20 protein-coding genes are annotated in these 23,833 nt (G+C 71.4%); 12 read left to right on the top strand and 8 right to left on the bottom strand.

What is annotated here, in order from left to right; all coding sequences use genetic code 11:
* The first annotated feature begins 28 nt into the window (after window positions 1–28).
* Together BLT97_RS23170 and BLT97_RS23165 are read left to right on the top strand one after the other, a co-directional pair.
* Window positions 29–691 carry a mycothiol-dependent nitroreductase Rv2466c family protein gene (locus BLT97_RS23170; protein WP_093613207.1) on the top strand — a complete coding sequence of 221 codons (663 nt, stop codon included), beginning with the start codon at window positions 29–31 and terminating at the stop codon, window positions 689–691.
* A 125-nt stretch (window positions 692–816) separates the two neighbouring features.
* Window positions 817–1,428, top strand: a complete 612-nt coding sequence (locus BLT97_RS23165) for a hypothetical protein (protein ID WP_093613205.1) — start codon at window positions 817–819, stop codon at window positions 1,426–1,428.
* A 24-nt stretch (window positions 1,429–1,452) separates the two neighbouring features.
* On the opposite strand, the gene BLT97_RS23160 is transcribed toward BLT97_RS23165, so the two are convergent.
* From BLT97_RS23160 to BLT97_RS23140, 5 genes are all read right to left on the bottom strand, one after another.
* Window positions 1,453–1,989, bottom strand: a complete 537-nt coding sequence (locus BLT97_RS23160) for a hypothetical protein (protein WP_143041370.1) — start codon at window positions 1,987–1,989, stop codon at window positions 1,453–1,455.
* A 6-nt stretch (window positions 1,990–1,995) separates the two neighbouring features.
* Window positions 1,996–2,595, bottom strand: coding sequence for a zinc metalloprotease (locus tag BLT97_RS23155; protein ID WP_093613201.1), 600 nt, complete (start codon window positions 2,593–2,595; stop codon window positions 1,996–1,998).
* A gap of 233 nt (window positions 2,596–2,828) precedes the next feature.
* Complete coding sequence (locus BLT97_RS23150; RefSeq protein WP_093613199.1) at window positions 2,829–3,476, bottom strand: superoxide dismutase; 648 nt, start codon at window positions 3,474–3,476, stop codon at window positions 2,829–2,831.
* A 158-nt stretch (window positions 3,477–3,634) separates the two neighbouring features.
* Window positions 3,635–5,128, bottom strand: a complete 1,494-nt coding sequence (locus tag BLT97_RS23145) for an amino acid permease (protein WP_093613197.1) — start codon at window positions 5,126–5,128, stop codon at window positions 3,635–3,637.
* 151 nt (window positions 5,129–5,279) lie between these two features.
* Window positions 5,280–6,716, bottom strand: a complete 1,437-nt coding sequence (locus BLT97_RS23140) for an amino acid permease (RefSeq protein ID WP_093613195.1) — start codon at window positions 6,714–6,716, stop codon at window positions 5,280–5,282.
* A 269-nt stretch (window positions 6,717–6,985) separates the two neighbouring features.
* On the opposite strand from BLT97_RS23140, the gene BLT97_RS23135 reads away from it, so the two are divergent.
* A complete protein-coding gene (locus BLT97_RS23135) occupies window positions 6,986–7,570 on the top strand; it encodes a biotin transporter BioY (protein WP_093613193.1) in 585 nt (194 codons plus the stop codon).
* Between the two features lie 75 nt (window positions 7,571–7,645).
* Here the strand turns inward: BLT97_RS23135 and BLT97_RS23130 are convergent, their stop codons facing one another.
* On the bottom strand, window positions 7,646–9,109 hold the full coding sequence (locus BLT97_RS23130) for an amino acid permease (protein ID WP_093613191.1): 1,464 nt from the start codon (window positions 9,107–9,109) through the stop codon (window positions 7,646–7,648).
* 164 nt (window positions 9,110–9,273) lie between these two features.
* Between BLT97_RS23130 and BLT97_RS23125 the strand changes: the two genes are divergently transcribed.
* On the top strand, window positions 9,274–9,759 hold the full coding sequence (locus BLT97_RS23125; RefSeq protein WP_093613189.1) for a ribose-5-phosphate isomerase: 486 nt from the start codon (window positions 9,274–9,276) through the stop codon (window positions 9,757–9,759).
* Between the two features lie 151 nt (window positions 9,760–9,910).
* Complete coding sequence (locus BLT97_RS23120) at window positions 9,911–10,720, top strand: Fpg/Nei family DNA glycosylase (RefSeq protein ID WP_093613187.1); 810 nt, start codon at window positions 9,911–9,913, stop codon at window positions 10,718–10,720.
* Window positions 10,721–10,765: 45 nt separating this feature from the next.
* Here the strand turns inward: BLT97_RS23120 and BLT97_RS23115 are convergent, their stop codons facing one another.
* Window positions 10,766–11,995 (bottom strand): GNAT family N-acetyltransferase, encoded by a 1,230-nt coding sequence (locus BLT97_RS23115; protein ID WP_093613185.1) that lies wholly within the window; start codon window positions 11,993–11,995, stop codon window positions 10,766–10,768.
* A gap of 244 nt (window positions 11,996–12,239) precedes the next feature.
* Here BLT97_RS23115 and BLT97_RS23110 point away from each other — a divergent pair, with 244 nt between their 5' ends.
* On the top strand, window positions 12,240–13,406 hold the full coding sequence (locus BLT97_RS23110) for a PP2C family protein-serine/threonine phosphatase (protein WP_093613183.1): 1,167 nt from the start codon (window positions 12,240–12,242) through the stop codon (window positions 13,404–13,406).
* Here BLT97_RS23110 and BLT97_RS23105 read toward each other — a convergent pair.
* Window positions 13,363–14,613: a cation:proton antiporter gene (locus tag BLT97_RS23105; RefSeq protein ID WP_093613181.1), complete on the bottom strand. Its 1,251-nt coding sequence runs from the start codon at window positions 14,611–14,613 to the stop codon at window positions 13,363–13,365. The two genes, BLT97_RS23110 and BLT97_RS23105, sit on opposite strands and share 44 nt — an antisense overlap.
* Before the next feature lie 417 nt (window positions 14,614–15,030).
* Here BLT97_RS23105 and BLT97_RS23100 point away from each other — a divergent pair, with 417 nt between their 5' ends.
* The 6 genes from BLT97_RS23100 to eccCa all read left to right on the top strand — a co-directional run bounded on the left by BLT97_RS23100 (window position 15,031) and on the right by eccCa (window position 23,561).
* Window positions 15,031–15,618 carry a hypothetical protein gene (locus tag BLT97_RS23100; protein WP_245769492.1) on the top strand — a complete coding sequence of 196 codons (588 nt, stop codon included), beginning with the start codon at window positions 15,031–15,033 and terminating at the stop codon, window positions 15,616–15,618.
* Window positions 15,619–15,753: 135 nt separating this feature from the next.
* The gene (locus BLT97_RS23095; protein ID WP_093613177.1) at window positions 15,754–16,239 is read left to right on the top strand and encodes an HD domain-containing protein; all 486 of its coding nucleotides are present in this window, start codon (window positions 15,754–15,756) and stop codon (window positions 16,237–16,239) included.
* Window positions 16,240–16,312: 73 nt separating this feature from the next.
* Window positions 16,313–16,654, top strand: coding sequence for a hypothetical protein (locus tag BLT97_RS23090; protein WP_245769491.1), 342 nt, complete (start codon window positions 16,313–16,315; stop codon window positions 16,652–16,654).
* A gap of 13 nt (window positions 16,655–16,667) precedes the next feature.
* A complete protein-coding gene (eccD, locus tag BLT97_RS23085; protein ID WP_093613175.1) occupies window positions 16,668–18,020 on the top strand; it encodes a type VII secretion integral membrane protein EccD in 1,353 nt (450 codons plus the stop codon).
* Window positions 18,021–18,459: 439 nt separating this feature from the next.
* A complete protein-coding gene (locus tag BLT97_RS23080) occupies window positions 18,460–19,503 on the top strand; it encodes a MinD/ParA family ATP-binding protein (protein WP_245769490.1) in 1,044 nt (347 codons plus the stop codon).
* Window positions 19,504–19,583: 80 nt separating this feature from the next.
* Window positions 19,584–23,561: a type VII secretion protein EccCa gene (eccCa, locus tag BLT97_RS23075; protein WP_093613171.1), complete on the top strand. Its 3,978-nt coding sequence runs from the start codon at window positions 19,584–19,586 to the stop codon at window positions 23,559–23,561.
* Window positions 23,562–23,833 lie beyond the last annotated feature (272 nt).

The raw sequence follows: 23,833 nt of genomic DNA, 5'->3' as shown, positions 1-23,833 counted from the left end.
GATCCCGACCGTACTTCCGAGGAGTGACATGTCCGAGCAGGTTGCCGGCGGCCCGTCCAGCGAGAGCGTGACCGCGGACTTCTGGTTCGACCCCCTGTGCCCCTGGGCCTGGATGACCTCGCGCTGGATGCTCGAGGTCGAGAAGGTGCGCCCCGTGAAGGTGCGCTGGCACGTCATGAGCCTGTCGGTGCTCAACGAGGGCCGCGACGATCTGCCGGAGCAGTACAAGGAGCTCCTGGAGAAGGGCTGGGGCCCGGTACGCGTGGTCACCGCCGCGCAGCAGCTGCACGGTGACGACGTGGTCGGCCCGCTGTACACCGCGATCGGCACCCGCTTCCACAACCGCGGCGAGGGCGCGACGCTCGAAGCCGTCGCCGCCGCGCTCGAAGAGGTCGGCCTGCCCGCCTCCCTCCTCGACTACGCGGACAAGGACACGTACGACAAGGAGCTGCGCGCCTCCCACAAGGAGGGCATCGACAAGGTCGGCCAGGACGTCGGCACCCCGGTCATCGCGGTGCCCGGCGCCGACGGCGAGCAGATCGCCTTCTTCGGCCCGGTCGTCACGCCCGCCCCGCAGGGCGAGGCCGCGGCCCGGCTGTGGGACGGCACGCTCCTCGTGGCCTCGACCCCCGGCTTCTACGAGATCAAGCGGACGCGCGAGAAGGGCCCGGACTTCTCGAACCTGGCGTGACACCCCCGGACCGCCGCCCGGCATGACGTCCCCGGACCGCCGCCTCCCGGCGTGACACCCCCGGGCCGCCGCCTCCCGGACGTCTCCGGGAGGCGGCGGCCCGCGCCCTCGCTTAGCGTCCCCGTATGGGGACGACGACGCTGATCGGCACCGAGGGCGGCCGCGAGGACCCGCGCCTGCCCAACGACAACGCCCCGTACGCCTCGCTCCGGCCGCGCCTCACCGACCACGCGGTCCATCTCGCCACCCGCGCCCTGCCCCCGCTCTGGCGGGCCTGCGGCTGGCGCACCGCGTCCGGCGCCCTGCGCCACTACCTGCGCGGCACGGGCCGCCCGTACCGCCTCGACGCCCGAGCCCTCCTGGCCCTCCCGGTGGTCCGCACCGCGGTCGACGAACAGCTCGACATCTGGCGCGAACGGGCCGCGGACCTGCCTCCCGGCACCTACCCGGCGGACACGGGCTGGCGCGGGGTCGCCATCACCCGCCACGACGACACCGACCTGTGGCTGGCCCTGCGCGGGGTCTCGTACCGCCTGCGCGGCACGGTCGAGGTGCGCGCGGACCGCACACCGGGCCAGGTGACCTACCGCTTCGAGGCCCACAAGTCCTGGAATTTCGACCGCGGCGAAGCGGAATACGGCATCCCCTTCACCCCCTTCGCCCGCCTCCACGAGACGGGCCTGGCAAGGGAGTTCGACGCGGTGGGCGAGCTGGACGGGCTCGTGGACGGAGGCTGAGGGGACGGGCCAGGGCGCGGACCCCTAGCTGTCGGGCGTCACGTCGACCTGGTGCGCCACGGCCCATTCCCAGTACTCGCCGACCGTGGCACCGACCCTCGCGGCGGGGCCCGCGGGTGGGGAGGCCGGGGCGCTCAGATCGGGTGTCGCGGGGGTGTCGTGCTCCAGAAGCGCGTGCATGCCGGAGGCTTCGCCGGCCCAGGAGGCGGTGGCGAGGACGTATGCCGCACCCGGCGTCAGGGGCCCGTGCCCGACGTCCTCGGTGATGGTGACGGTGCCGCGCAGGCCGCCCTTGAAGGCGTGCAGCACCCGGACCTCGTACACGTCGGAGGGGATCTCGGCGATGACCCGTCGCCCGGTGTGCCGCAGCACCTCGGCATGGAACACGTCGTCCGCCGACCCGGCGACTTGGCGCGGGTCGCCGGGATCGTACGCGGTAGCCGATTCCCCGGCAGCGACCGAGCCGACGCCGTCGCGAAAGCCGCCGTACACGGTCCACGCGGTGCCGGCCAGGGCAGCGGCTGCGACAGCCGTGACAGCGCGGGTTGTTCTCGTCCTCATCGTGCTTCAGCCCCACAGCCGGTGGTAGTTCCTGCGGTCCTGTGCGCTGGGCTTGCCGCCCCTGGCCATGTTGCCGATGTAGCGGGCCATCAGCGTGTCGTACCAGGCGTAGTCCTTGTGGCAGAAGCCCAGGGCATGGCCCAACTCGTGGGCGGCGATGGTGCGGCGTTCGGTCCTCGTGCCGTAGCGCTTGCCGCTGCCGAGATAGGCGCTGTTCAGACGGATGGCATCTGCGCCGGATCGCCCCTGCCAGTGTCCGAGGCGGTCCTTCCAGAAGCCGGCGGTCCTGTTGACGTCCGACCATTCCAAATCCGCGATCCGACCGGCGTCGTCCTGCGGGAACTTCACCCGGTCGAGTCCGCTGGAGGACCACACCTTGTGGGCATGCCGACGCGCGTCGTCGTACGAGGTCCCGTCCTCCCAGGCGATCTCGCCTCCGTCGACGGAGGAGTGCCCCCGGGAGTCGGCCCGCCCGCCCAGACACTTCGCGGGAGCCGCCGCCCGTTCCTGAGTCGCCGTGGCCGGTGCGGAAGTCGAGGCCAGAGTGAGGACGCAGGCGGTGACGAGGGCGGCCGTCGGCCCCAGGTGGCGGCGAGTGGCGTGCATGACCCACGCAACGAGGGAGCTGATCGCTGGTCACGAAGGTCAAGGGGTGTGGTGTCCACGCCGAGCGCTCAGGCGTCGGGGCCGACCTCGGGGTGTGTGCGTCCTCGTCGACCGTTCCTGCTAGGAGAGCCCCCGCGGTTCACGTCACCGCGGGGGCTCTCCTTCTCTCCGCCTGCCCCGTGAAGGTTGAGAAGACGATCACGAGCAGGGCGTCATAGGTGCTGCGGCGCGCGTCAGGGCGCCAGTAGCAGGTTGTACGAGCGGTCCTTCGCGGCCGCGTAACGGCGGGCCACGTCCTGCCAGTTGACGACCGCCCACATCGCCTCGATGAAGTCCACCTTCTGGTTCTTGTACTGGAGGTAGAAGGCGTGCTCCCAGGCGTCGAAGACGAGGATCGGCGTGGAGCCCTGGCCGACGTTGCCCTGGTGGTCGTAGATCTGCTCGACGATCAGGCGGCCGCTCACCGGCTCGTACGCGAGCACGCCCCAGCCCGAACCCTGCGTGGTGGCCGAGGCCTTGGTGAGCTGGGACTTGAAGGCCGCGAAGGAGCCGAAGGACTCGGTGATCGCGTCCGCGAGCTCGCCCACGCCGTCGGCCGCGAGCGGCTCGCCGCCGCCCTCCTTCGGGCCCGTCATGTTCTGCCAGTAGATCGAGTGCAGGATGTGGCCGGAGAGGTGGAAGGCCAGGTTCTTCTCCAGGCCGTTGAGCGCGCCCCACGTCTCCTTGTCCCGCGCCTCCGCGAGCTGTTCCAGGGTGTCGTTCGCCCCCTTCACATACGCCGCGTGGTGCTTGTCGTGGTGCAGCTCGATGATCTCCGGGCTGATCACGGGCGCGAGTGCGGAGTAGTCGTACGGGAGTTCAGGGAGTGTGTAGACGGGCATGGCGATCGGTCCCCTCCTGCGGTGCCGCTCATCGCAAGGTCCTTATTGCAAGTTAGTTGCAAGTGCAGGCTAGCACCAATAGGGGGCGTCATGATCGCGGGAACGCGAAAGCCCCGCCCGGGTGTCCGGGCGGGGCTTTCGCTGGGTGCGGGGGAGGGTCAGGACCCGGCGGGCTCGCGCGCCGCCAACTTCGCCACCCTCGCCTCCAGGTCCTTCAGCTTGTTGGACTGCTGCAGCGCGTAGCCGATCACCGCGAGGAACACCGTCAGACCACCCGTGTAGTACAGCTGGATCCGCGTGCCCTCCTCGCGTGCCATCAGGACGAAGACCACGGCCATGCCGGCCAGAGCCACCCACGTCAGCCACGGGAACAGCCACATCTTCACGACCAGCTTCTCCGGCGCCTCGCGCTGGAGCTTGCGGCGCATCCGCAGCTGGGCCGCCGCGATGAAGAACCAGACGACCAGGATGATCGCGCCGATCATGTTGAGCAGCCAGGCGAAGATGGTCTCCGGGTACCAGTAGCTGAGCAGCACGCTGAAGAAGCCGAAGGCCGAGGAGGCGATGACCGCGATGCGCGGCACGCCGCCCGAGATCCGGCCGAGGGCCGGCGGGCCGAGCCGGCGCGAGACCAGCGAACCGGCCATGCGCGAGGCGCCGTAGATGTTGGCGTTCATCGCGGACAGCAGGGCGATCAGGACGACCACGTTCATGATCTGGCCGGCGGCGGGCAGCCCGAGGTACTCCAGGGTCACCACGTACGAGCCCTTGCCGGAGGCGAGCGCCGGGTCGTTCCACGGGACGAGCGTGACGATGACGGCCATGGAGCCCACGTAGAAGAGGGCGATCCGCCACATCGCGGTGCGCACGGCCTTCGCCACGCCCTTGACCGGGTGCTCCGACTCGGCGGCCGCGATCGTGACGGTCTCCAGACCGCCGTACGCGAACACCGACGCGAGCAGGCCCACGATCAGGCCCTCGGTGCCGGTCGGGAAGAAGCCGCCGTCGCCGGTCAGATGGCTCAGGCCCGGGGCCTTGGCGTCCGAGCCGGGCAGCACGCCCAGGATCGCGAGCACACCGATGACCAGGAAGGCCACGATCGCGAGCACCTTGAGCGTGGCGAACCAGAACTCGAACTCACCGAAGTTCCGTACGGAGATGAGGTTCGTGACGCAGAACAGCAGCATGAACAGCGCGACGAACGCCCACTCCGGGACGCCCGGTATCCAGCCGTGGACGATCTGCGCGGCACCGATGCCCTCCAGGCCCACGGCCACGCAGAGCAGGAACCAGAACGACCAGCCGGCCGTGAAGCCGGCCCACGGTCCGATGGCCTTCTCGGCGTGCACCGAGAAGGAGCCGGAGGCCGGGTTGGCGGCGGCCATCTCGCCGAGCATGCGCATCACGAGCATGACGAGGGCGCCGGAGATCGCGTACGCCACGATGATCGACGGGCCGGCGGCGGCGATCGCCGAGGCCGAGCCGACGAACAGGCCGGCGCCGATCACACCGCCGAGCGCGATCATCGACAGGTGGCGCTGCTTGAGTCCTTGGCGGAGCGCGGGCGCTTCGGCGCCGGACGGCGCATCGGCGGCTGCCGCACCGGTCGCCGGGGCGTCCTTGGCGGGCGCGGATGCGGAGGGCGGAGTCATCGCAGGGGGATCCGTAACGTGCGTGGGTGTCATGTTCCTTGCATAAGCAAGGGATCAGTCTGGGCGGTCGGTCCGCTGAGGTGTACGGGCCGACCGGAATCCGGACGCTTTGCTCACGCGCGGTACCGGGGCGGTCACACCCCTGGAGGGATCACTTCCGCTTGTCCTGTGCGGACCCGCGCCGACCGTGCACGGACTCCCGTACGAGCGCGACCGCGATCACGAGCAGCGTCGCGCCGCCCGACCACAGCAGCTGCGGGCGGGCCGTCGCGTCGGTGAGCATCAGGCCCACGATCGCCGCCATGCCCGCCAGCGCCACCCACGTCAGATACGGGAAGGCCCACATCTTGAGGATCAGCTTCTCCGGTGCCTCGCGCTCGATGCGGCGGCGCAGCCGCAGCTGGGCGACCGCGATGAGCGCCCAGACGAAGATCAGCACGGAGCCGACCGCGTTGAGCATGTAGTGGAAGACCGAGTCCGGCCACTTCAGGTTCAGCAGGACGGAGACGAAGCCGAAGGCGACCGAGGCGAGGACCGCGACCCGCGGGACACCGCCGGGGCTGACCTTGAGCAGGGCGCGGGGCGCGTCCCCGCGTTCGGCCAGCGAGAACAGCATCCGCGAGGAGCCGTACGCGTTGGCGTTCAGCGCCGAGAGCAGGGCCACGAAGACCACGATGTTCATGATCTGGCCCGCCGAGGGGATGCCGATCGCGTCGAGCACGGTGACGTACGGGCTCACCTTGCCGCTCTGCGCGGTCCACGGCAGCACGGTCACGATGACCAGCATCGAGCCCACGTAGAAGAAGAGGATCCGCCACACCGCGCTGCGCACCGCGCGCGAGACCGAGCGGGCCGGGTCCTCGGACTCGGCGGCCGCGATGGTGACGACCTCCAGACCGCCGAACGCGAAGATCACCGCCAGCACTCCGGAGATCACGCCCTCCCAGCCGTGCGGCAGGAAGCCGCCCTGGCCGGTGAGGTTGGTGAAGCCGACCGGGTCGGTGTCGGGCAGGATCCCGAAGATCGCGAGGGTGCCGAGCAGCAGGAACGCCACGATCGCGAACACCTTGAGCGCGGCGAACCAGAACTCGAACTCGCCGAAGTTCCGCACCGCGACCAGATTCGCCACGGTGAACACCGACATGAAGATCAGCACCCAGGCCCACTGTGCGACACCCGGCACCCAGCCGTGCGCGATCTGCGCCGCGGCGGTGGCCTCGACCGCGAGCACCACCACGAGCAGGAACCAGTAGAGCCAGCCGGTGCTGAACCCGGCCCAGCGCCCGATCGCCTTCTCGGCGTGCACGGAGAACGAACCCGAGGCCGGGACCGCCGCCGACATCTCACCGAGCATCCGCATCACCAGCATCGCGAGCACGCCCGCGATCAGATACGACACGATGATGCCGGGGCCCGCGACGGCGATGCCCGCGCCCGAGCCCACGAACAGGCCCGCGCCGATCACGCCGCCGAGACCGAGCATCGTCAGATGGCGCTGCTTCAGGCCGTGGCCGAGCGGCTCGGGGGCCTCGGTCAGCGAGCTCGCGCCCTGCGGTTCTGCGGGGCCTGCGGGCGGGGTCTCGTGCATGGTCGGCTCTCGGGACGGATTGGCGGGACCCTACAGTCTCGCCCGCGTGCGCTGATTTGCGCAAAACGGTCAGCAGGCGTCGTAGCGCCTAGTGACGGAGGTCACCCGGCCCGGGCTCCCGGGCTAGTTTTTGTGCGGACCTCACGAAGGCCTCAAGTGCCGCTTTGTCGACGGCTGATGGTGAACGAGCGTTGACCGCTGGGATAGCGTCACGGTGTCCCGAACCCGTGTCGTGCGGGGTCCCACCTGCCCGTCCCCCTGGAGTCCGTATGAGCACCGCAGCTGTCGCGACCCGTCCCGGCGAGGTCCTCGCCGACCTCCTGCCCGCCTCGCGTGTGCGCGACGCCGCGCTGGTGGTGGGCGGCGCCGCGCTGACCGCGCTCTCCGCGCAGCTCTCCGTGCCGGTCCCCGGCTCCCCGGTCCCCGTCACCGGCCAGACCTTCGCCGCGCTGCTCGTCGGCACCGCGCTCGGCGCCCGCCGCGGTCTGCTCTCGCTCGCGCTCTACGCGCTGGTCGGCGCGGCCGGTGCGCCCGTCTTCCAGGGCGGCACCTCCGGCTGGGGCGGCGCCTCCTTCGGCTACGTGATCGGCATGCTGCTCGCCGCCGGCATGGTGGGCGCACTGGCCCGCCGCGGCGGCGACCGCTCGGTGCTGCGCACCGCCGGCACGATGGTGCTCGGCTCCGCCGTCATCTACTCCGTGGGCGTGCCGTGGCTGATGGCCTCGACGGGCCTGTCCTTCCCGGCCGCGCTGTCCGCGGGCGTCGTGCCCTTCCTGATCGGCGACGCCCTCAAGGCCGCGCTGGCGATGGGCGCGCTGCCGACCGCGTGGAAGCTGGTGGGCCGCAAGGGCTGAACCGCCTTCTCCTCCGCGTACGACGAAGCCCTCCCCGTGCAGCTCACGGGGAGGGCTTCGGCGTGTTCCGTACGGTCAGCGCTCGGCTGCGCCCGCCCGCATCCGGTCGCGGGCCACGGCGATCACCAGGACCAGGGCGGCGACCCCCAGCGAGGGCAGCATCTGCTCGCGACCCGCGTCGTCCACCAGCATGTAGCCGCAGATGAAGACGATCCCGCCGATGGTCAGCCAGGTCAGGAACGGGAAGAGCCACATCTTCACGACCAGCTTCTCCGGGGCCTCGCTCAGGATGATCCCGCGCATCTTCAGCTGGGTGATCGCGATGACCAGCCAGACGAAGAGGGCGACGGCGCCGGAGGAGTTGAGCAGGAACTGGAAGACGGTGTCCTCCCAGAAGTAGTTGGCCCCCACCGCGACGAAGCCGAACACGACCGACGCGAGGATCGCGGTCCGCGGCACACCGTTGCCCTCGACCTTCGCGAAGGACTTCGGGGCGTCGCCGCGCTCACCGAGCGAGAACGCCATGCGGGAGGCCGTGTACAGGCCCGAGTTGAGGCAGGAGAGCACGGCGGTCAGGACGATCACGTTCATGATCTGGCCGGCGTGCGGGATGCCGATGGAGTCCAGGGCCGCGACGTAACTGCCCTTCTCGACGATCGACTTGTCGTTCCAGGGGAGCAGCGTCAGGACGACGAAGATCGAACCGAGGTAGAAGACGGCGATCCGCCAGATGACGCTGTTGGTCGCCTTGGTGACCGCGCGCTGCGGGTCCTCGGACTCGCCGGCCGCGAGCGTGACGATCTCGCTGCCCATGAAGGAGAAGACCACCATCAGGACACCGGTGAGGATCGCGCCCGCGCCGTTGGGCAGGAAGCCCTGCGTGTCCGTGAGGTGGGCGAAGCCCGCGCCGGGGTTGTCGGAGCCGGGCAGCAGACCGAACACCGCCAGGCCGCCGATCACCACGAACGCGGCGATGGCCACGACCTTGATGCCGGCGAACCAGAACTCGAACTCGCCGTAGGAGCCGACCGACACCAGGTTGGTCGCGGTGAGCACCACCATGACGATCAGGGCCCAGCCCCACTGCGGGACGGCCGGGATCCAGCCCTCGAGGATCACCGCGCCCGCGGTGGCCTCGACGGCCAGCACCACGACCCAGAAGAACCAGTACAGCCAGCCGATGGTGAAGCCGGCCCAGCGGCCGAGCGCGCGGTCCGCGTACTCCGAGAAGGAGCCCGAGGACGGGTTCGCGGCGGCCATCTCGCCGAGCATGCGCATCACGAAGACGACGAGCACGCCGACGAGCGCGTACGAGATGAGGATGGCGGGTCCGGCGGCGGCGATGCCGGAGCCGGAGCCGACGAACAGACCGGCGCCGATCACACCGCCGATCGCGATCATCGAAAGGTGGCGGTTCTTGAGGCCGGCCTTGAGGCCGTCGGAGCCTTCAGGGCCTCCGGAGCCGTCGGCGAGGGACACGTCGTCGCCCTTGTGGGGCTGCTTGACGCCTTCCTTCGCAAGGGACGGTTGCGAGGTCATGCGTGAATCCTTAGGTTCTCGGGTTACGAGCCCTCGCATTTAAGCGGTCCCACGCCAGAGTCGGAAGTCCCGATTCCGGATCGTTGCACAAGGACCTTGCGAAAAGAGCCGCGGTGGACACCCGGGCGCGACTACCCGTTCGGCGACGTGCCACACTCGGACCCATGCGCGTGTACCTCGGCTCCGACCATGCCGGCTACGAACTCAAGAACCACCTCGTCGAGTGGCTCAAGGCCCACGGCCACGAGCCCGTGGACTGCGGTCCGCACATCTACGACGCCCAGGACGACTACCCGCCGTTCTGCCTGCGCGCCGCCGAGAAGACGGCCGCGGACCCGGACGCCCTGGGCATCGTGATCGGCGGCTCCGGCAACGGTGAGCAGATCGCCGCCAACAAGGTCGAGGGCATCCGCTGCGCCCTGGCCTGGAGCGAGCAGACCGCCGCGCTCGGCCGCGAGCACAACAACGCCAACGTCGTGTCCATCGGCGGCCGGATGCACACCCTGGAGGAGGCGACGAAGTTCGTCGAGATCTTCCTCAGCACGCCGTACTCCGGCGAGGAGCGCCACACCCGCCGCATCGAGATGCTCGCGGACTACGAGCGCACCCGCGAACTCCCCCCGATCCCGGCCCACCACCCGCAGGGCTGATTCCCGCAGCACGGACGACGGGTCGGCTCCGGCCGGCCCGTCTTCGTACGCCTGCGTCCGCCGTCCTGTCGGCGTCGGTGTCGGTGCCGGCGTCAGCGTCTGTGCCGGCGTCAGCGTCTGTGTCGGCAGTCCCGTCCGAAGGAGAACCCCCGTGCCTGAGGGGCACACGATCCACCGCCTCGCACAGGACCACAGCGAGCGCTTCCTGCGGCGCAAGCTCCGTGTCACCAGCCCTCAGGGCAAGTTCTCCGACAGCGCCGCACTCCTCGACGGCCGCATGCTCACCGCCGCCGAAGCCCACGGCAAGCACCTCTTCCTCGGCTTCGGGCGGCTCGGCTGGATCCACATCCACCTCGGCCTCTTCGGCAAGCTGAACTTCGGCGGCCCCGCCGCGCCCCCGCCCACCGACACGGTGCGGCTGCGGCTCCTGCACGCCAAGGCGTACGCGGATCTGCGCGGCCCGACGACCTGCGCGCTCATCACGGACGGCGACAAGCAGGCCATACATGAGCGGCTCGGCCCCGACCCGCTGCGCGCGGAGGACGGCCCCGACAAGGCGTGGGCGCGGATCAGCCGCTCCCGTACGACGATCGCCGCGCTGCTCATGGACCAGAAGGTCATCGCGGGCGTCGGCAACGTCTACCGCGCCGAGGTCCTCTTCCGGCACGGCATCGACCCGTACCGCGCGGGCAAGGACCTCACGCGCCGCGAATGGGACGCGATCTGGGCCGACTTGGTGGAGCTGATGCGCGAGGGCGTACGCCTCAACCGCATCGACACCGTGCGCCCCGAGCACACCCCGGAGGCGATGGGCCGTCCGCCGCGCGTGGACGACCACGGCGGCGAGGTCTACGTGTACCGCAGGGCCCTGCAGCCCTGCCACATCTGTGGCGGCGAGATCCGCACCGCCGATCTCGCCGCCCGCAACCTGTTCTGGTGCCCGGGCTGCCAGTCCCGCTGAGCCGCCGCTTGGGCTGCCAGTCCCGCTGAACCGGGCCCGGGCTGCTCAGAACCCGTACGGGAGCCAGGGCGCCACATCCGACCCGAAGGCCAGAGAAGCCTGTGCCAAGGCGCCGGGCCGAAGCTCGGCCACCCGCCCCGCCGCCGCCAGCGACACCAGGCTGAACCCGCCCAGATACGCCGCCCCCAACTCCCGTACGGACAGGGCGAGATCCGCCGCGTCCTCCGTGCGCTTGCACGAGGCGCCCACGCTGTCCCCGGTGAGCCGCCAACGCCCTTCGTTCCAGGGGCAGAAGGGGTCGGACACCTCGAAGACCACGTCGACCGGCGTACGGTACGTCCGCGCCTCGAGCGCCGCACCGACCTCGACCGGCCGCACGTGGAGCGAGTCCCGCAGCCGCAGGTTGCAGCGGCGGATGTCGGAGACGAGGTGCTGCCAGGGGTCGTCCACCGGCCGGTTGCGCAGCTCGACCTTCGTCATCAGGTCCATGGACAGGAAGTGCCGCATCAGCGCGGCGTGCGCGGCCGCGTCCACGGCCTCCAGGTCGTGCACCTTCACCGTGCCGCGCGGCCCCGCGGGCTCCCACTCGGGCTTGGTGCGGAAGCGCGCGTACCCGACCAGCTCGCCCTCCCGCTCGGCCACGAGGCACTGCAACGGCGAGGCGCCCTCGCGCTGCTCGGCCGGATCGATGAGCATGCCCGCGCGCCAGGTGTCGAGCCGCGCGAGCATCCCGGGCCGCAGCGGCACCAGCCGCGCGTACAACTCCTCGCAGCGGTCGAGCACTTCCTCGGCGTCCACGAGCCGCAGCCGTACCGCGTCCGTGCCCGCCGGCACCGCGAGCCGCGCCCGTGTGCTGTCGATCTCCGCACTGAGCTGCTGGGTGGCGATCCCGTATCCGAAGCGCCCGTAGATCTCCGGCTCGGAGGCCGTGAGCACCGCGAGCGGCTCGCCGAGGGCGCGCACGTCGTCGAGCTGGCGGCGCATCATCGAGGTGAGGAGGCCGCGGCGGCGGTGCGTGGCGGCCACGCTGACCATGGTGACGCCGGCCGCGGGCACCAGCGCCCCGCCGGGGACGGCCATACGGAAGGAGAAGGCGCCCGCGGTGCCGACGACCTGGTCGCCGTCCCACACGCCGAGAGAGCGCTCGGTCTCGGTGACGGCCTGGTCGAACTCCCGCTCCTGCGCAGGGGACCGGACCCCGCCGAAGGCGGTCTCCAGGTGGGTGAACCAGCGGTCCCAGTCGTTCGCGTCCAGGGTGCGGATCTCAAGAGTCATACGCTCTGCCTATCAGCCGCCCGCGAGACGGGCGAGGTATTTTCCGCGCGATCCGGCATGGGGGCGCCCTTCCCCGGTACACGGGCGCAATCCGGAGGAACCGGGCGCGCGTGAACGGTGGTGCGCGGGTGACCACCTGCCGTGATCCCGGTGTCACACCGGGTGTGACCGGCCACGCTCGTGCGGGGGACAAGGCGGACCTCCCGTGCGCGGGGCGGCCCGGGGTGGATAGGGTCCACGGACGATGACCGGTGCACAGCGCGCCCGCGCGGACCGCGCGGAGGCGGAGACGTTCCCGGCCCGGATGCGCAAGCGGTGGCACCGGGCCCGCGTCGGGCTGCGCAAATCCGGGGTCGACTACTTCCGCGGCGAGGGCTCCGACTGGGTGGCGCTCGCCGGCCTGCTCCTGATGATCCCCGCGATCACGGCGGGCACGCTCGCGATACCCGTGTGGTTCTCGCCCGCGCTGCTCTGCCTGCCGATCGTCGCGGGCGGGCTGCTGCTCCGGCCCGCGAGCCTGCTCGGTCTCTACGCGGCCGCCGCGGCCGCCCTGATCGTCGAGTCGGTGGTGCTCGGGCCGTACCACGAGAGTCCGGCGACGGTCACGCCCGGCATCGTGCTCGTGGTCGCGGCCTGCGGGTTCTTCGGGCTGCTCATCGCCCAGTTCCGCAGCAGGGTCGGTGTGCCGTGGCGGCGCGGCGGCACGATGCTCTTCGACCTGCGCGAACGCATCCGGGTGCAGAGCAAGCTGCCCACGCTGCCGGCCGGCTGGCACCGCGAGATGGCGCTGCGGCCCGCGGGCGGCCAGTCCTTCTCCGGCGACTTCGTCTGCGCGGCCCGTACGAACGGCGGCCGCACCCTGGAGGTCGTCCTCACCGACGTCTCCGGCAAGGGCATGGGCGCGGCCTCGCGCGCGCTGCTCCTGTCCGGCGCCTTCGGCGGTCTGCTCGGCTCGCTGCCGCCGCACGAGTTCCTGCCGGCGGCCAACGGCTATCTGCTGCGCCAGGACTGGGACGAGGGCTTCGCGACCTCGATCCACCTCGCCCTCGACCTCGAGTCGGGCGACTACGAGCTGCTCTCCGCGGGCCATCCGCCCGCCCTCCAGCTGCACGCGGGGTCGGGCCGCTGGGAGGAGAAGAACGCCGAGGGTCCGCTGCTCGGGGTGTACGACGGTGCGCAGTTCGACCCGGTGAAGGGCTCGCTGCGGCCCGGTGACGTCCTGATGCTCTTCACGGACGGCCTGGTCGAGACCTCCGACCGCGATCTCGCCGAGGGCATCGACCGCCTCACCGGGGAAGCCGACCGCTATGTCGCGGGCGGCTTCCACGGTGCCGCGTGGCATCTGATCGAGGCGGTCGCCAAGGACGTCAACGACGATCGAGCACTGCTTCTGCTGTGCCGGGAGGCGTGAGTTCGGCGGCTGCGCCGGACTCACCGGTGCTTCCGGTGCTCCCCGAGTTCCCGGTCTCCCCGGTCGTCCCGGGCCTTCCGGGCAGGACCCGTGCCAGCCAGTGGGACTGGCCGGCGGCCAGCGGGCCCAGGACGGCGAGCAGCAGCACGTATCCCGCGATGAACGGCGAGAGCCGGTCGTCGAGTCCGGCGCCGGCCGCCATCGTCGCGAGGATCAGCGCGAACTCGCCGCGCGCCAGCAGCGTGGTGGAGATGTTGGCCGCAGGCCCGGGCCCGAACCGGTAGACGCGGGCCGCGGCGAGTCCCGCGACCACGTTCATCGCCAGCGTCACGGCCACGGCGATCAGTACGGGCCACAGCACGACGGGCAGATCACCCGGGTCGATGGAGAGCCCGAACGCGAAGAAGAAGATCGCGCCGAACGCGTCCCGCAGCGGGTGCACCAGCTTGCGGATCCGCTCGCCGGACGCCGTACTGCCGAGCATCAGACCGACCATGAAGGCGCCGATCGCGTCCGCGACCCCGAACCACTCCGAGACCCCGGCCATGAACACGGCGGCGCCCAGGAAGGAGATGACGAGGAGCTCGTCGTCGCGGGTGGCGAAGAGCTTGCCGACCATGCGGGTGCCGAAGCGTGCGGCGAGCGCGAGCAGCAGCAGGAACGCGAAGGCCTTGCCGCCGTCGGTCACGGCCGCTGCGAGCGAGTCGGCGCCGGACAGGATCGGCTGGAGCGCGGCCAGGTAGAGGGCGAGGAAGATGTCCTCGACCACGATGATCCCGAGGATCGGCTTGGTCTCGGGGTTGCCGAGCCGTCCGGTGTCGACGAGGACCTTGGTGACGATCGCGGAGGACGAGATGCCGAGGACCCCGGCGAGGACCAGAGCTTCGGAGGTGCCCCAGCCGAGGGCGAATCCGAAACCGAGGCCGGCGCCGACGTTCAGGACGAGGTAACTGCCTCCGGCGACGACCATCTTGCGGCCGCCCGCCTTGAGGTCGTCCATGTGGAACTCGAGCCCGAGATAGAAGAGCAGCAGGACCAGGCCGAGCGCGGAGAGCATCTCGAGGTCGTGCGGGTCGGCGACCAGCACGATGCCGGGGGTGTGCGGGCCGAGCAGGATCCCGGCCAGGATGAACAGCGGGATGGTGGGCAGTCCGATCCGGCCGCCGAGCCGGGCGAGGACCGCGGCGGCGAGAAAGGCGCCGCCCATGGCTATCAGGGTGTCTGCGTGTCCGATGGGCTTTCCTCCTGTCGTGAGAAACGAAGGCGTCGTGAGCAAAGAAGGCGTCAAGAACTCGTCAATAGTTAGCTTACCAAAGTGTTTACGTGGCAACTATTGGTGCTGACCCCCACGCGGGCCACGCGGGGTCGTGGCTTCTTCTTCGCCCGCCTACGGCTCCTTCGCGGCCGCGGCCCTCGCGCTCGGCCTGCTGGCGACCCATCTGCCGGCACGTGCGGCCCTGCGGAGCGCGGCGTTGTGAGTGCGCGGAGGCGCGCGGGTACCGGCAAGTAGCCGTTGCACAAGCAACGTATGGCCTGATAGGCATGCCCCTGCGAACGATCAAGCGGCAGCAGGCATCCGCTCAGGCCGGCCGCGCACCACCACGCACCAACCAGGGGGACCCCGGTGACCACGCCACCGCAGCAGCAGCCGATGCAGCAGAATCCGTACGCGCAGCAGGGCCCGAACCCGTACGCACAGGCGGCTCCCCCTCCGCAGCAGCCCGCGCACCCCCAGCAGGGCGTCCCCGCCCAAGGACATCCGCAGTGGGGGCACCAGCAGTGGGGCCACCCCAACCAGCAGGCCGCACACGCCGGTTGCCGTTTCTGCGGCGGCGCACCCGTTGCGAACGTCACGTTCCGTGCCCATCAGGGCCTGCTCATCCTCATGCGCTTCCAGAAGTTCGACGGCCTCATGTGTGCCGCCTGCGGCGAGGCCGTCTACCGCGAGACGACCGGCAAGACGCTGTGGCAGGGCTGGTGGAGCCCGTTCTCGCTGGTCTTCTTCACGCCGTTCACCCTGCTGTGGAACCTCTTCGCCCGGCGCAAGGTCAAGGCGTTGCAGCCGCCGGTGCCCGGGCAGCACGGCCCCCAGGTGCCGGCCGGTGTGCCGCTCCACAGGCGTCCGCTGTCGTATGTCGGACTCCTCCCGGTGCTCTGGATCGCCTTCGTGATCATCTCCGGGGTCTTCTTCGGCGATCCGCTCGCCGAATAGCAGCCGCGCGGCCGCCGGGGCGCGGTGCGGCGGGCGCCGGGCCGCGGCGTGACCCACCCCACCCGCCCCGGCGCGAGCTGTACCTCCCCTTCCCTCATGCCTTATGTTGCGGAGGCAAAGCCGAGGGGGAGCGTCATGTCGTACGAGCAGAAGTCGCCGCAGTCGCCGCCGCAGCCGATGCGTCTCGACGAGGTCGAGGCCGTCGCGCGCCGTGCCCACGCCACGCAGACCGACAAGGCCGGGCGGCCCTACGTCGAGCACCTGCAGGCCGTGGCCGAAGGCACCCGTGCCCGGGGCGGCAGCGACGAGCAGATCGCCGCGGCCTGGCTGCACGACGCGATCGAGGACCACGCGCTCAGCGAGGAGTGGCTCGAGCGGGCCGCCCTCACGCCCGCCACCAAGGCCATCGTGCTCGCCCTCACCAAAAGGGAGGGCGAGGAAGCGGAGGCGTACGCGGCGCGTATCCTCGCGACCCCGGGCGCCCGTCTCGTCAAGGCGGCCGATCTTGCGCACAATTCCGATCCGGAGCGCAGGGCCGTACTCGACCCGGCAACCCAGGAGCGGCTCGCGCGCAAGTACGCGCGGATGCGGCAGCTCCTCGGTCTCACCGAGGACGCGTAGGGCGCACAGGACGCGCAGCGCGTTCGGGATGCACGGCAAGCGGAAGCGATAGGCACAGGGACGGCCACGGGACATGGCGCGGGATTACGACAGCCAGTTGCTGGAGTCGGTGTCGGTACGCCGGCGGCGGCTGCGCGACGCCCTCCTCTTCGGCGCGCAGCGCGCCCGCCGCACCGCCGACGAGCGGCTCGGCAAGGTCTTCGCGGGCATCGCCATCGCGGCCGTGATCTGCGCGGGCTGCGTGGGCTGGTCCTTCGTGCAGAACATGATGGAGAAGCAGAAGGAAGAGCAGCGCAAGCAGGAGCAGAAGCAGGAGAAGCTGGTCGGTCACGAGGTCGTCGAGCCGACCTGGCCGACCGGGCATTTCGGGCAATACGGCACCAACAACCCACCGTCCGCCTCGACTTCGCGATGATAGGTTCCGGTAAGTGGTGAGCACTGCAACGAGTTCCCGAGCGCAACTCAGCCGAGTGACCCTCGTCGGTGAGCGCCGGCGTGCGGACATCGTCCTGCCGTCGGACACGCCCATAGGGCAACTGCTGCCCGACATCCTCCAGTTGCTCGACGACCGGGCCGCCGCCCGGCCCATGACCCGGCAGTTGATCACCTCCGACGGCTCCGTCCTGCCGCACGAGAGCACCCTCTCCTCCGCCGAGGTCGCCGACGGCGCGGTACTCCGTCTCGTACGGGCGCACGCGGCGCCCCCGGCCCCCGTCGTGCACGACGTCACCGACGAGGTGGCCGACGACCTCGATCTGCGCGCCTGGCGCTGGCGCCCCGCGGCCCGCAGGGCGAGCGCCGGAGTCGCCACCGTCGTCTTCACCGTGATCACGGCCCTGCTCGCCCGCGCCGAGTTCGACCTGGCGTCCGTCGCGACCGCGCTCCTGGTCGCCACCCTCGTCCTGGCCGCCGCCGGCGCGCTCGTGGCGAAGATCGGCAGCGGCAACCGGGGCCTCGCCACCGCACTCCTGCTCACCTCGGGAGTCCTCGGCCTGCTGGCCGCCTGGACCGCGGCCGACGCACACGCCTGGTCCGGCGAGGTCCGCACCGCGGCGGTGGGCGGCGCACTCGTCCTCACCCAGCTGCTGCTCGGCTTCTTCTCACCGCTCGGCCGCGGCGGGCTGATCGGGGCGGCTGCGACCGGCGCGTTCACGCTGATCTGGGAATGCGTCGCCGCACTCCAGGACGACCCCGCGCGGCTCGGCGCCGTGATGGCCGTGGTCTCCGTGATCCTGCTCGGCATGCTGCCCCGGCTCGCGCTGATGGCCTCCGGGCTCACCGGCCTCGACGACCGCAGGTCGGGCGGCGCCTCGGTCAGCCGGCACCAGGTGGCCGGCGCGCTCGCCGCCACCCACCGCGGGCTCGCCCTCGCCACCATCGTCACCGCCCTGTCGGCCGCCGCCGCCGGTGTCCTGCTGACCGCGGCCGAGCCCACGGTGTGGACCGTGCTGCTCGCCTCGCTCACCGCCGTGGTGCTGCTGTCGCGGGCCAGGGCGTTCCCGCTGGTCGCCGAGGTCGTGGCGCTGTTCGCGGCGGCCGGCTTCCTCGTCGTGCGCCTCGTGATCCTGTGGATGCAGCACGCCGACGGGATCGGCCCGCTGGCCGTGCTGTGCGGGGCCGCCCTACTGCCGCTCCTGGTGCTCGCCGTGCAGCCGCCCGAGCATGTGGTGGTCCGGCTGCGCAGGATCGCCGATCTGATCGAGTCCATCGGCGTGATCGGGCTGTTCCCGCTCGCGGTGGGCGCGTTCGGTGTGTACGGGCAGCTGCTGAACAAGTTCTGAGAGCGCTGACGGCAGTGAGGGCGACGAAGGCGGCGAAGGCGGTGCGGACAGTGAGCGCACGGCAGGGACTCCTAGGGGAACGGGGCATAGGGAAGTGAGCACGGAGACGCCGAACGGCGGCGGCAACTGGCAGGGCGATGTGCTGCGCGACCTGAGGGGTACGGAGGGCCGGGCGCCGTCCGCTCCCCAGCAGCCGCAATCGCCTCCGCCGTCCCAGCCTCAGCCTTCGACGGCGCAGTCCCAGCCGCCGGTGGCGCCGCCTCAGCCGTCGGTGGCTCAGCCACTTGCCCCGGAAGTGGCTCAGCCACTCGCGCAGGGTGTGGCTCAGCCGCCCGCCCAGGCTCAGGCCCAGCCGCCTGCCCGTGGCCCGGTGGCTCAGCCACCTGCGCAGGGTGTGGCCCAGCCACCTGCTCAGGCCCAGCCACCGGCCCATGGCTCAGTGGCTCAGCCACTTGCCCAAGCCCAGGCCCAGCCACCCGCCCAGCCCCACCCCCTGCCCCACCAGCACCCCCACCCTCCCCACAACGAGGCCCGCTCCCCGTACACCCAGGGCCCTGCCCACACCCCCGACTCCTGGCAGGTGCTCGACCGCGAGCTCGCCGCCGCGCGGCGCAAGCCCCGGCACGGCGAGCCCTTCGCGACCCGGGCCCTGCGCGCCGTCCGCAGGACCGTGTCCTCGTCCGCGGCGAAGGAGGTCGCCGACGCCAAGCGGCTCGGCGAACTGCTCCAGGCCCCCGTTACCACCGGCCGCCAGATCGCCGTCACCTCCATCCGCGGCGGCGCCGGCAAGTCCACGGTGGCCGCGCTGCTCGGCACCACCTACGCGCACTACCGCCACGACCCGGTGCTCCTCGTCGAAGCCGACCCCGCGCTCGGCACGCTGCCGTTGCGCGTGGGCGCCGAGGCCCTGCGCTGGACCACCGGCGACCTCGCCTCGATCGTCGTCCCGCAGATGTCCCTGCTCGACGTGACCGGCTACCTCGTCCAACTGCCCGACAACGCCTGGCTGCTGCCCGGCAGCCAGGGCCAGATCGGCGCGATGCTGGACCTGAAGGCGTACGAGAAGGTCATGGTCTCGCTGCGCCGCTACTTCGGGATCACCGTCGTGGACTGCGAGACACTGCCCGCCGAGGTGGCCCGCACCGCCCTGTCCGCCGCCCAGGCCCGCATCCTGGTCGCGCCCGCCACGCTCGAGGGCGTCACGTCCACGTACTCCGTCCTCACGTGGATGCAGGGCCTGCCCCGGCACATGATCGAGGGCACCGTCGTCGTGCTCACCGAGCAGGTGCCGCACGGCGGGCTCGACCTGGCGAAGGCCACCGAGAAGCTGAAGGCCACCGGCGCGGCCGTCCAAGTCCTGCCCTACGACCGGCACTTGGCCTCCGGCGGCGCGATCCGCACCGAACTGCTCGCCCACCCGACGAGGACGGCGGCGACCCGGCTCGCCGCCGAGGTGTTCCAGCTGTCCCAGAAGCGCCGCTGAGCCGTCGTACGAGAAGAAGCCGACGAAGCCGACGAAGCCGACGAAGCCGACGAAGCAGACGAGAAGCCGATGAGCACCCGATGAGCACCCGACTGATCCACCGCCCGGCCCGCACCACGCGGCCCGCCGCCGCGCCCGAGGCCCGCACCATCGAGGCGCCGCCGAACCTGCCCGACGGCAAGGGCGGCAACATCGCGACCTCGCTGCTCCCGGTCGCGGGTGTGATGTCCTCGGTCGTGATGATGACGGTGCTGCGCAGCAACGGCGCGTTCGCCGCGATCGGCGCGCTCATCCTGATCGTCACCATCATCGGCTCGGTCGTCCTGGTCTTCTCGCAGAAGGGCAAGGCGAGCCGCACCCGCCGCACCCAGCGCGAGGCCTACCTCGAATACCTGGAGGAGCTGCGCGAGGAGCTCTCCGGCGAGGAGAAGCAGCGCCGCGAGCGCGCGGGCATCCTCAACCCGCCGCCGTCGGCGCTGTACGACATCGTGCGCGACCCGGCACGGCTGTGGGAGCGGCGCCGGATGGACGGCGACTTCCTGCGGGTACGGGTCGGCACGGGCGAGATGCCGGTACGCGACCTCAAGATCCAGCAGCAGGGCTCCTCCGTGCTCACGCCGCCGGACAAGTTCATGCTCAACGAGGCGTCCGCGCTCATGGACCGCTTCCGCACCGGCACCGAACTCCCGCTCACCGTCCCGCTGGACCGCGTCGGCAACATCAGCGTGGTCGGCCCGCGCGAGGACACCCTGCGCGTGGCCCGCGCCCTGCTCGTGCAGGCCGCCGCCACCCACGCCCCCGACGACGTGGCGATGGCGCTCGCGGTGCCGGGGGAGCGGATGCCGGACTGGGAGTGGGCGAAGTGGCTGCCGCACCTGCTCGACAGCGAGCAGTTCGACGGTCCGGTCGCCGCCCGCCGCATCGCTCCTTCCCCCTCCCAACTCGCCCGCCAGATCGCCCCCGAGCTGCGCCGCCGCGCCTCCTACGCGGCCGAGGTCCGCCGCGGCCTGTCCGACCGCAACGCCCTCGCCATGTCCTCGCGCCTGCTGGTCGTCTCGGACGGCTACGGCGAGGACGCGGCCGAACTCCCGCGCCCCGACGAGGCGGTGGGCCTGCGCGACATGGGCGTGACCGTGCTGCACCTGCTCGCCGAGCGCGTGCAGGAGCCCGGCCAGGTGTCGGTCCGTATCACCGTCGACGGCGACCGCGTGGTCATCGAGGACCTGCGCGAGGCCGAGCCGATCAGCGCGCATGGCACCGTGGACGAGGTGACCGTGCCGGGCGCCGAGGGCATCGCGCGAATGCTCGCGCCGCTCAGGCTCTCCGCCGAGTCCATGGCCGACGCACCCCTGTCGGGACCTGTGGACTTCGCCGAGCTGCTCGGCATCGAGGACGTGGCCCGGCTCGACCTGGAGCGGCTCTGGGCGCCGCGCGGCGAACGCGCCTTCCTGCGCGTCCCCATCGGCATCGGCGACAACCACGAGCCCGTCCTGCTCGACCTCAAGGAGTCCTCCGAACTGGGCATGGGCCCGCACGGCCTGTGCGTGGGCGCGACCGGCTCCGGCAAGTCCGAGCTGCTGCGTACGCTCGTGCTCGCGCTCGTCGCCACGCACCCGCCCGAGGACCTCTCCCTCGTGCTCGTCGACTACAAGGGCGGCGCCACCTTCGCCCCCTTCGCGAACCTCCCGCACGTGGCCGGCGTCATCACCAACCTGGAGAACCAGGCCGGCCTGGTCGAGCGCGTGCACGCCTCACTCGCCGGCGAGGTCAAGCGCCGCCAGCAGGTGCTCAAGGACGCGGGCAACGTCGCGGACATCGGCGACTACGCCGCCCTGCGCGCCTCCAAGCGCCCCGACCTCGACCCGCTGCCGCACCTGTTCGTCGTCATCGACGAGTTCGGCGAACTCCTCACCGCCAAGCCGGACTTCATCGACCTGTTCCTCTCCATCGGCCGCATCGGCCGTTCCATCGGCGTCCACCTGCTGCTGTCCTCGCAGCGCATCGAGGGCGGCAAGCTCAAGGGCCTGGACACGTACCTCTCGTACCGCCTGGGCCTGCGCACCTTCTCCGCCGACGAGTCGCGGACCGTGCTCGACACCACCGACGCCTTCCACCTGCCGCCGCTGCCCGGCTTCGGCTATCTGAAGGTCGACATGTCGGTCTACGAGCGGTTCAAGGCCTCGTACGTCTCCGGCGCCTACCGCGGACCCGTCGCCCGCGACGAGGAGGACACCGGCCCGCTCGCCCTCGCCTACGACGCGTACAACACCCTCGCCGAACCCGACGCGGCCGCGGGCCCCGCCGAACCGCAGATGCGCCGCCGCGAGACCGGACCCACCGAACTCGGCGTCCTGGTCTCCCAGTTGGAGAACGCGCCCACCGACCCCGTGCGCCAGATCTGGCTGCCCCCGCTCCCGGAAGCGGTCGCCCTCGACAAGGTGGCAGGACCGGTGGAGGTCGGCGCGCGCGGTACGCAGCTGCGGGGCCGCCAGGGCCCGCTGCGGGTGCCGCTCGGTCTCCTCGACGACCCCACCAAGCAGTGGCAGGGCCAGTGGATCCTGGACCTCACCGTCGCGGGCGGTCACGCGGCGGTCATCGGCGGCCCGCAGTCCGGCAAGACCACCCTGCTCCGCTCCCTCGCCCTCTCCCTGGCCCTGACCCACACGCCGCAGGAAGTCGGCATCTACGGCCTGGACCTGGTGGGCGGCGGCCTCCAGGCGCTCACCGGCCTGCCGCACGTGGGCGGGGTCGCGGGCCGCGCCGACCGCGAGCGGGCTGCCCGCACCGTCGACGAGGTGCGCTCGATGCTGGAGCAGCGCGAGGAGCTGTTCCGCGCGCACGGCATCGACTCGGTCGAGCAGCTGCGCGACCTGCGCGCGGCCGGGCGGCTGCCCGAACTCGCCTCCACCGAGATCGTGTTGCTCATCGACGGCTTCGGCGCCCTGCGCGACGACTTCGAGAACCTCGACGATGCCGTCACAGACCTGCTCAAGCGCGGCGGCGGCTACGGCATCCACGTGGTGGCGGGCATGCTCCGCTGGAACGACGTGCGCATCGCCACCCAGACCACCTTCGGCACCCGGGTCGAGCTGCGGCTCAACGACCCGACCGAGTCCAGCATCGACCGCAAGCTCTCCGAGACCCTCTCGCCGGACGAGCCGGGCCGCGTCCTCACCGACGGCAAGCTGTTCGCGCAGGTCGCCCTGCCCCGTACGGACTCCTCCGCCGACACCGCGGAGCTCGGCGCGGTCCTGGAACGCACCGCCCGCACGGTCCGGGCCACCTGGACCGGCGAAGTCGCCCAGCCCGTACGGGTGTTGCCGCACGTCCTGGAGAAGGAGCTGCTCCCCGGCCCGGCCGCCGAGCCGCGGCGCGTGCCGATCGCGCTCGACCAGTCCGCGCTCAAGCCGGTCCTGCTCGACCTCTTCCACCACGACCAGCACCTGCTCGTGATGGGCGACAGCGAGTGCGGCAAGACGAACCTCCTGAAGGTCGTCGCCGAAGGGCTCATGGAGCGCTACAGCGAGGACGAACTCGTCTTCGCCGTCTACGATCCGCGGCGCGGGCTGCGCGGCGCGATCCCCGAGGAGTACCGCGGCGGCTACGCGTACAACGCCAAGCTCGCCGCCGGACTCTCGGCGGGCATCGCCACCGAGCTCGAGAAGCGCATGCCGGACGACGCCCAGGACAGCGAGGACCTGGAGCCGGGCAGCTGGGGCTCGGGCCCGCGCATCGTGGTGCTCGTCGACGACTACGACGTCCTGACGACCGCGGGCCAGCAGCCGCTCGCACCCTTCCTGCCGTACATCCCCTCGGCCGCCGACATCGGCCTGCACTTCGTCCTGACCCGCCGCGTCGCGGGCGCCTCACGCGGCCTGTACGAGCCGATGGTGCAGGGGCTGCGCGAGTCCGGCTCGTCGGCGCTCGTCATGGCCGGCGACCGCAGCGAGGGCCAGCTCTTCCCCGGCGTGTACGCCTCCCAACAGCCCACCGGACGCGGGGTGTTCGTACGCAGGGGAGAGGCTTCGCGGCTGATCCAGACGGTGCATGCGGGGTGAGGGTGCTTCGGGCGGGCGGGGTGCGTACGCCTCGGGCATCCGGGGCCAGAACACCTCGGATGCTGGACAGTCCCCTCCCGCCCGGGGGCCGCGCCAGCCCGTCCAGGCTATCGACACCCACTGACAATCCAGCCAAGAGCCACCAGAGCGACGGCTCGTGACCCACCAGCGAGACGACTCGTGACCCACCAGAGCGACGGCTCGTGACCCACCAGCGAGACGACTCATGACCCACCAGAGCGACGGCTCGTGACCCACCAGAGAAACGACTC

The sequence above is a fragment of the Streptomyces indicus genome, from assembly GCF_900100315.1.
Taxonomy (GTDB): Bacteria; Actinomycetota; Actinomycetes; order Streptomycetales; family Streptomycetaceae; genus Streptomyces; species Streptomyces indicus.
Note: the sequence above shows the minus strand (reverse complement) of the source record. Positions and strands in the feature narration are given on the sequence as shown.

What these genes read in the sequence shown, in the direction of transcription:
- BLT97_RS23165 (WP_093613205.1), top strand. Translation starts at nt 817, where the DNA reads ATGGGGACGACGACGCTGATCGGCACCGAGGGCGGCCGCGAGGACCCG.
- BLT97_RS23145 (WP_093613197.1), bottom strand. Translation starts at nt 5,128, where the DNA reads ATGACTCCGCCCTCCGCATCCGCGCCCGCCAAGGACGCCCCGGCGACC.
- BLT97_RS23160 (WP_143041370.1), bottom strand. Translation starts at nt 1,989, where the DNA reads ATGAGGACGAGAACAACCCGCGCTGTCACGGCTGTCGCAGCCGCTGCC.
- BLT97_RS23110 (WP_093613183.1), top strand. Translation starts at nt 12,240, where the DNA reads ATGACCGGTGCACAGCGCGCCCGCGCGGACCGCGCGGAGGCGGAGACG.
- BLT97_RS23155 (WP_093613201.1), bottom strand. Translation starts at nt 2,595, where the DNA reads ATGCACGCCACTCGCCGCCACCTGGGGCCGACGGCCGCCCTCGTCACC.
- eccCa (WP_093613171.1), top strand. Translation starts at nt 19,584, where the DNA reads ATGAGCACCCGACTGATCCACCGCCCGGCCCGCACCACGCGGCCCGCC.
- BLT97_RS23095 (WP_093613177.1), top strand. Translation starts at nt 15,754, where the DNA reads ATGTCGTACGAGCAGAAGTCGCCGCAGTCGCCGCCGCAGCCGATGCGT.
- BLT97_RS23135 (WP_093613193.1), top strand. Translation starts at nt 6,986, where the DNA reads ATGAGCACCGCAGCTGTCGCGACCCGTCCCGGCGAGGTCCTCGCCGAC.
- BLT97_RS23130 (WP_093613191.1), bottom strand. Translation starts at nt 9,109, where the DNA reads ATGACCTCGCAACCGTCCCTTGCGAAGGAAGGCGTCAAGCAGCCCCAC.
- BLT97_RS23150 (WP_093613199.1), bottom strand. Translation starts at nt 3,476, where the DNA reads ATGCCCGTCTACACACTCCCTGAACTCCCGTACGACTACTCCGCACTC.
- BLT97_RS23170 (WP_093613207.1), top strand. Translation starts at nt 29, where the DNA reads ATGTCCGAGCAGGTTGCCGGCGGCCCGTCCAGCGAGAGCGTGACCGCG.
- BLT97_RS23140 (WP_093613195.1), bottom strand. Translation starts at nt 6,716, where the DNA reads ATGCACGAGACCCCGCCCGCAGGCCCCGCAGAACCGCAGGGCGCGAGC.
- BLT97_RS23115 (WP_093613185.1), bottom strand. Translation starts at nt 11,995, where the DNA reads ATGACTCTTGAGATCCGCACCCTGGACGCGAACGACTGGGACCGCTGG.
- BLT97_RS23090 (WP_245769491.1), top strand. Translation starts at nt 16,313, where the DNA reads ATGGCGCGGGATTACGACAGCCAGTTGCTGGAGTCGGTGTCGGTACGC.
- BLT97_RS23125 (WP_093613189.1), top strand. Translation starts at nt 9,274, where the DNA reads ATGCGCGTGTACCTCGGCTCCGACCATGCCGGCTACGAACTCAAGAAC.
- BLT97_RS23105 (WP_093613181.1), bottom strand. Translation starts at nt 14,613, where the DNA reads ATGGGCGGCGCCTTTCTCGCCGCCGCGGTCCTCGCCCGGCTCGGCGGC.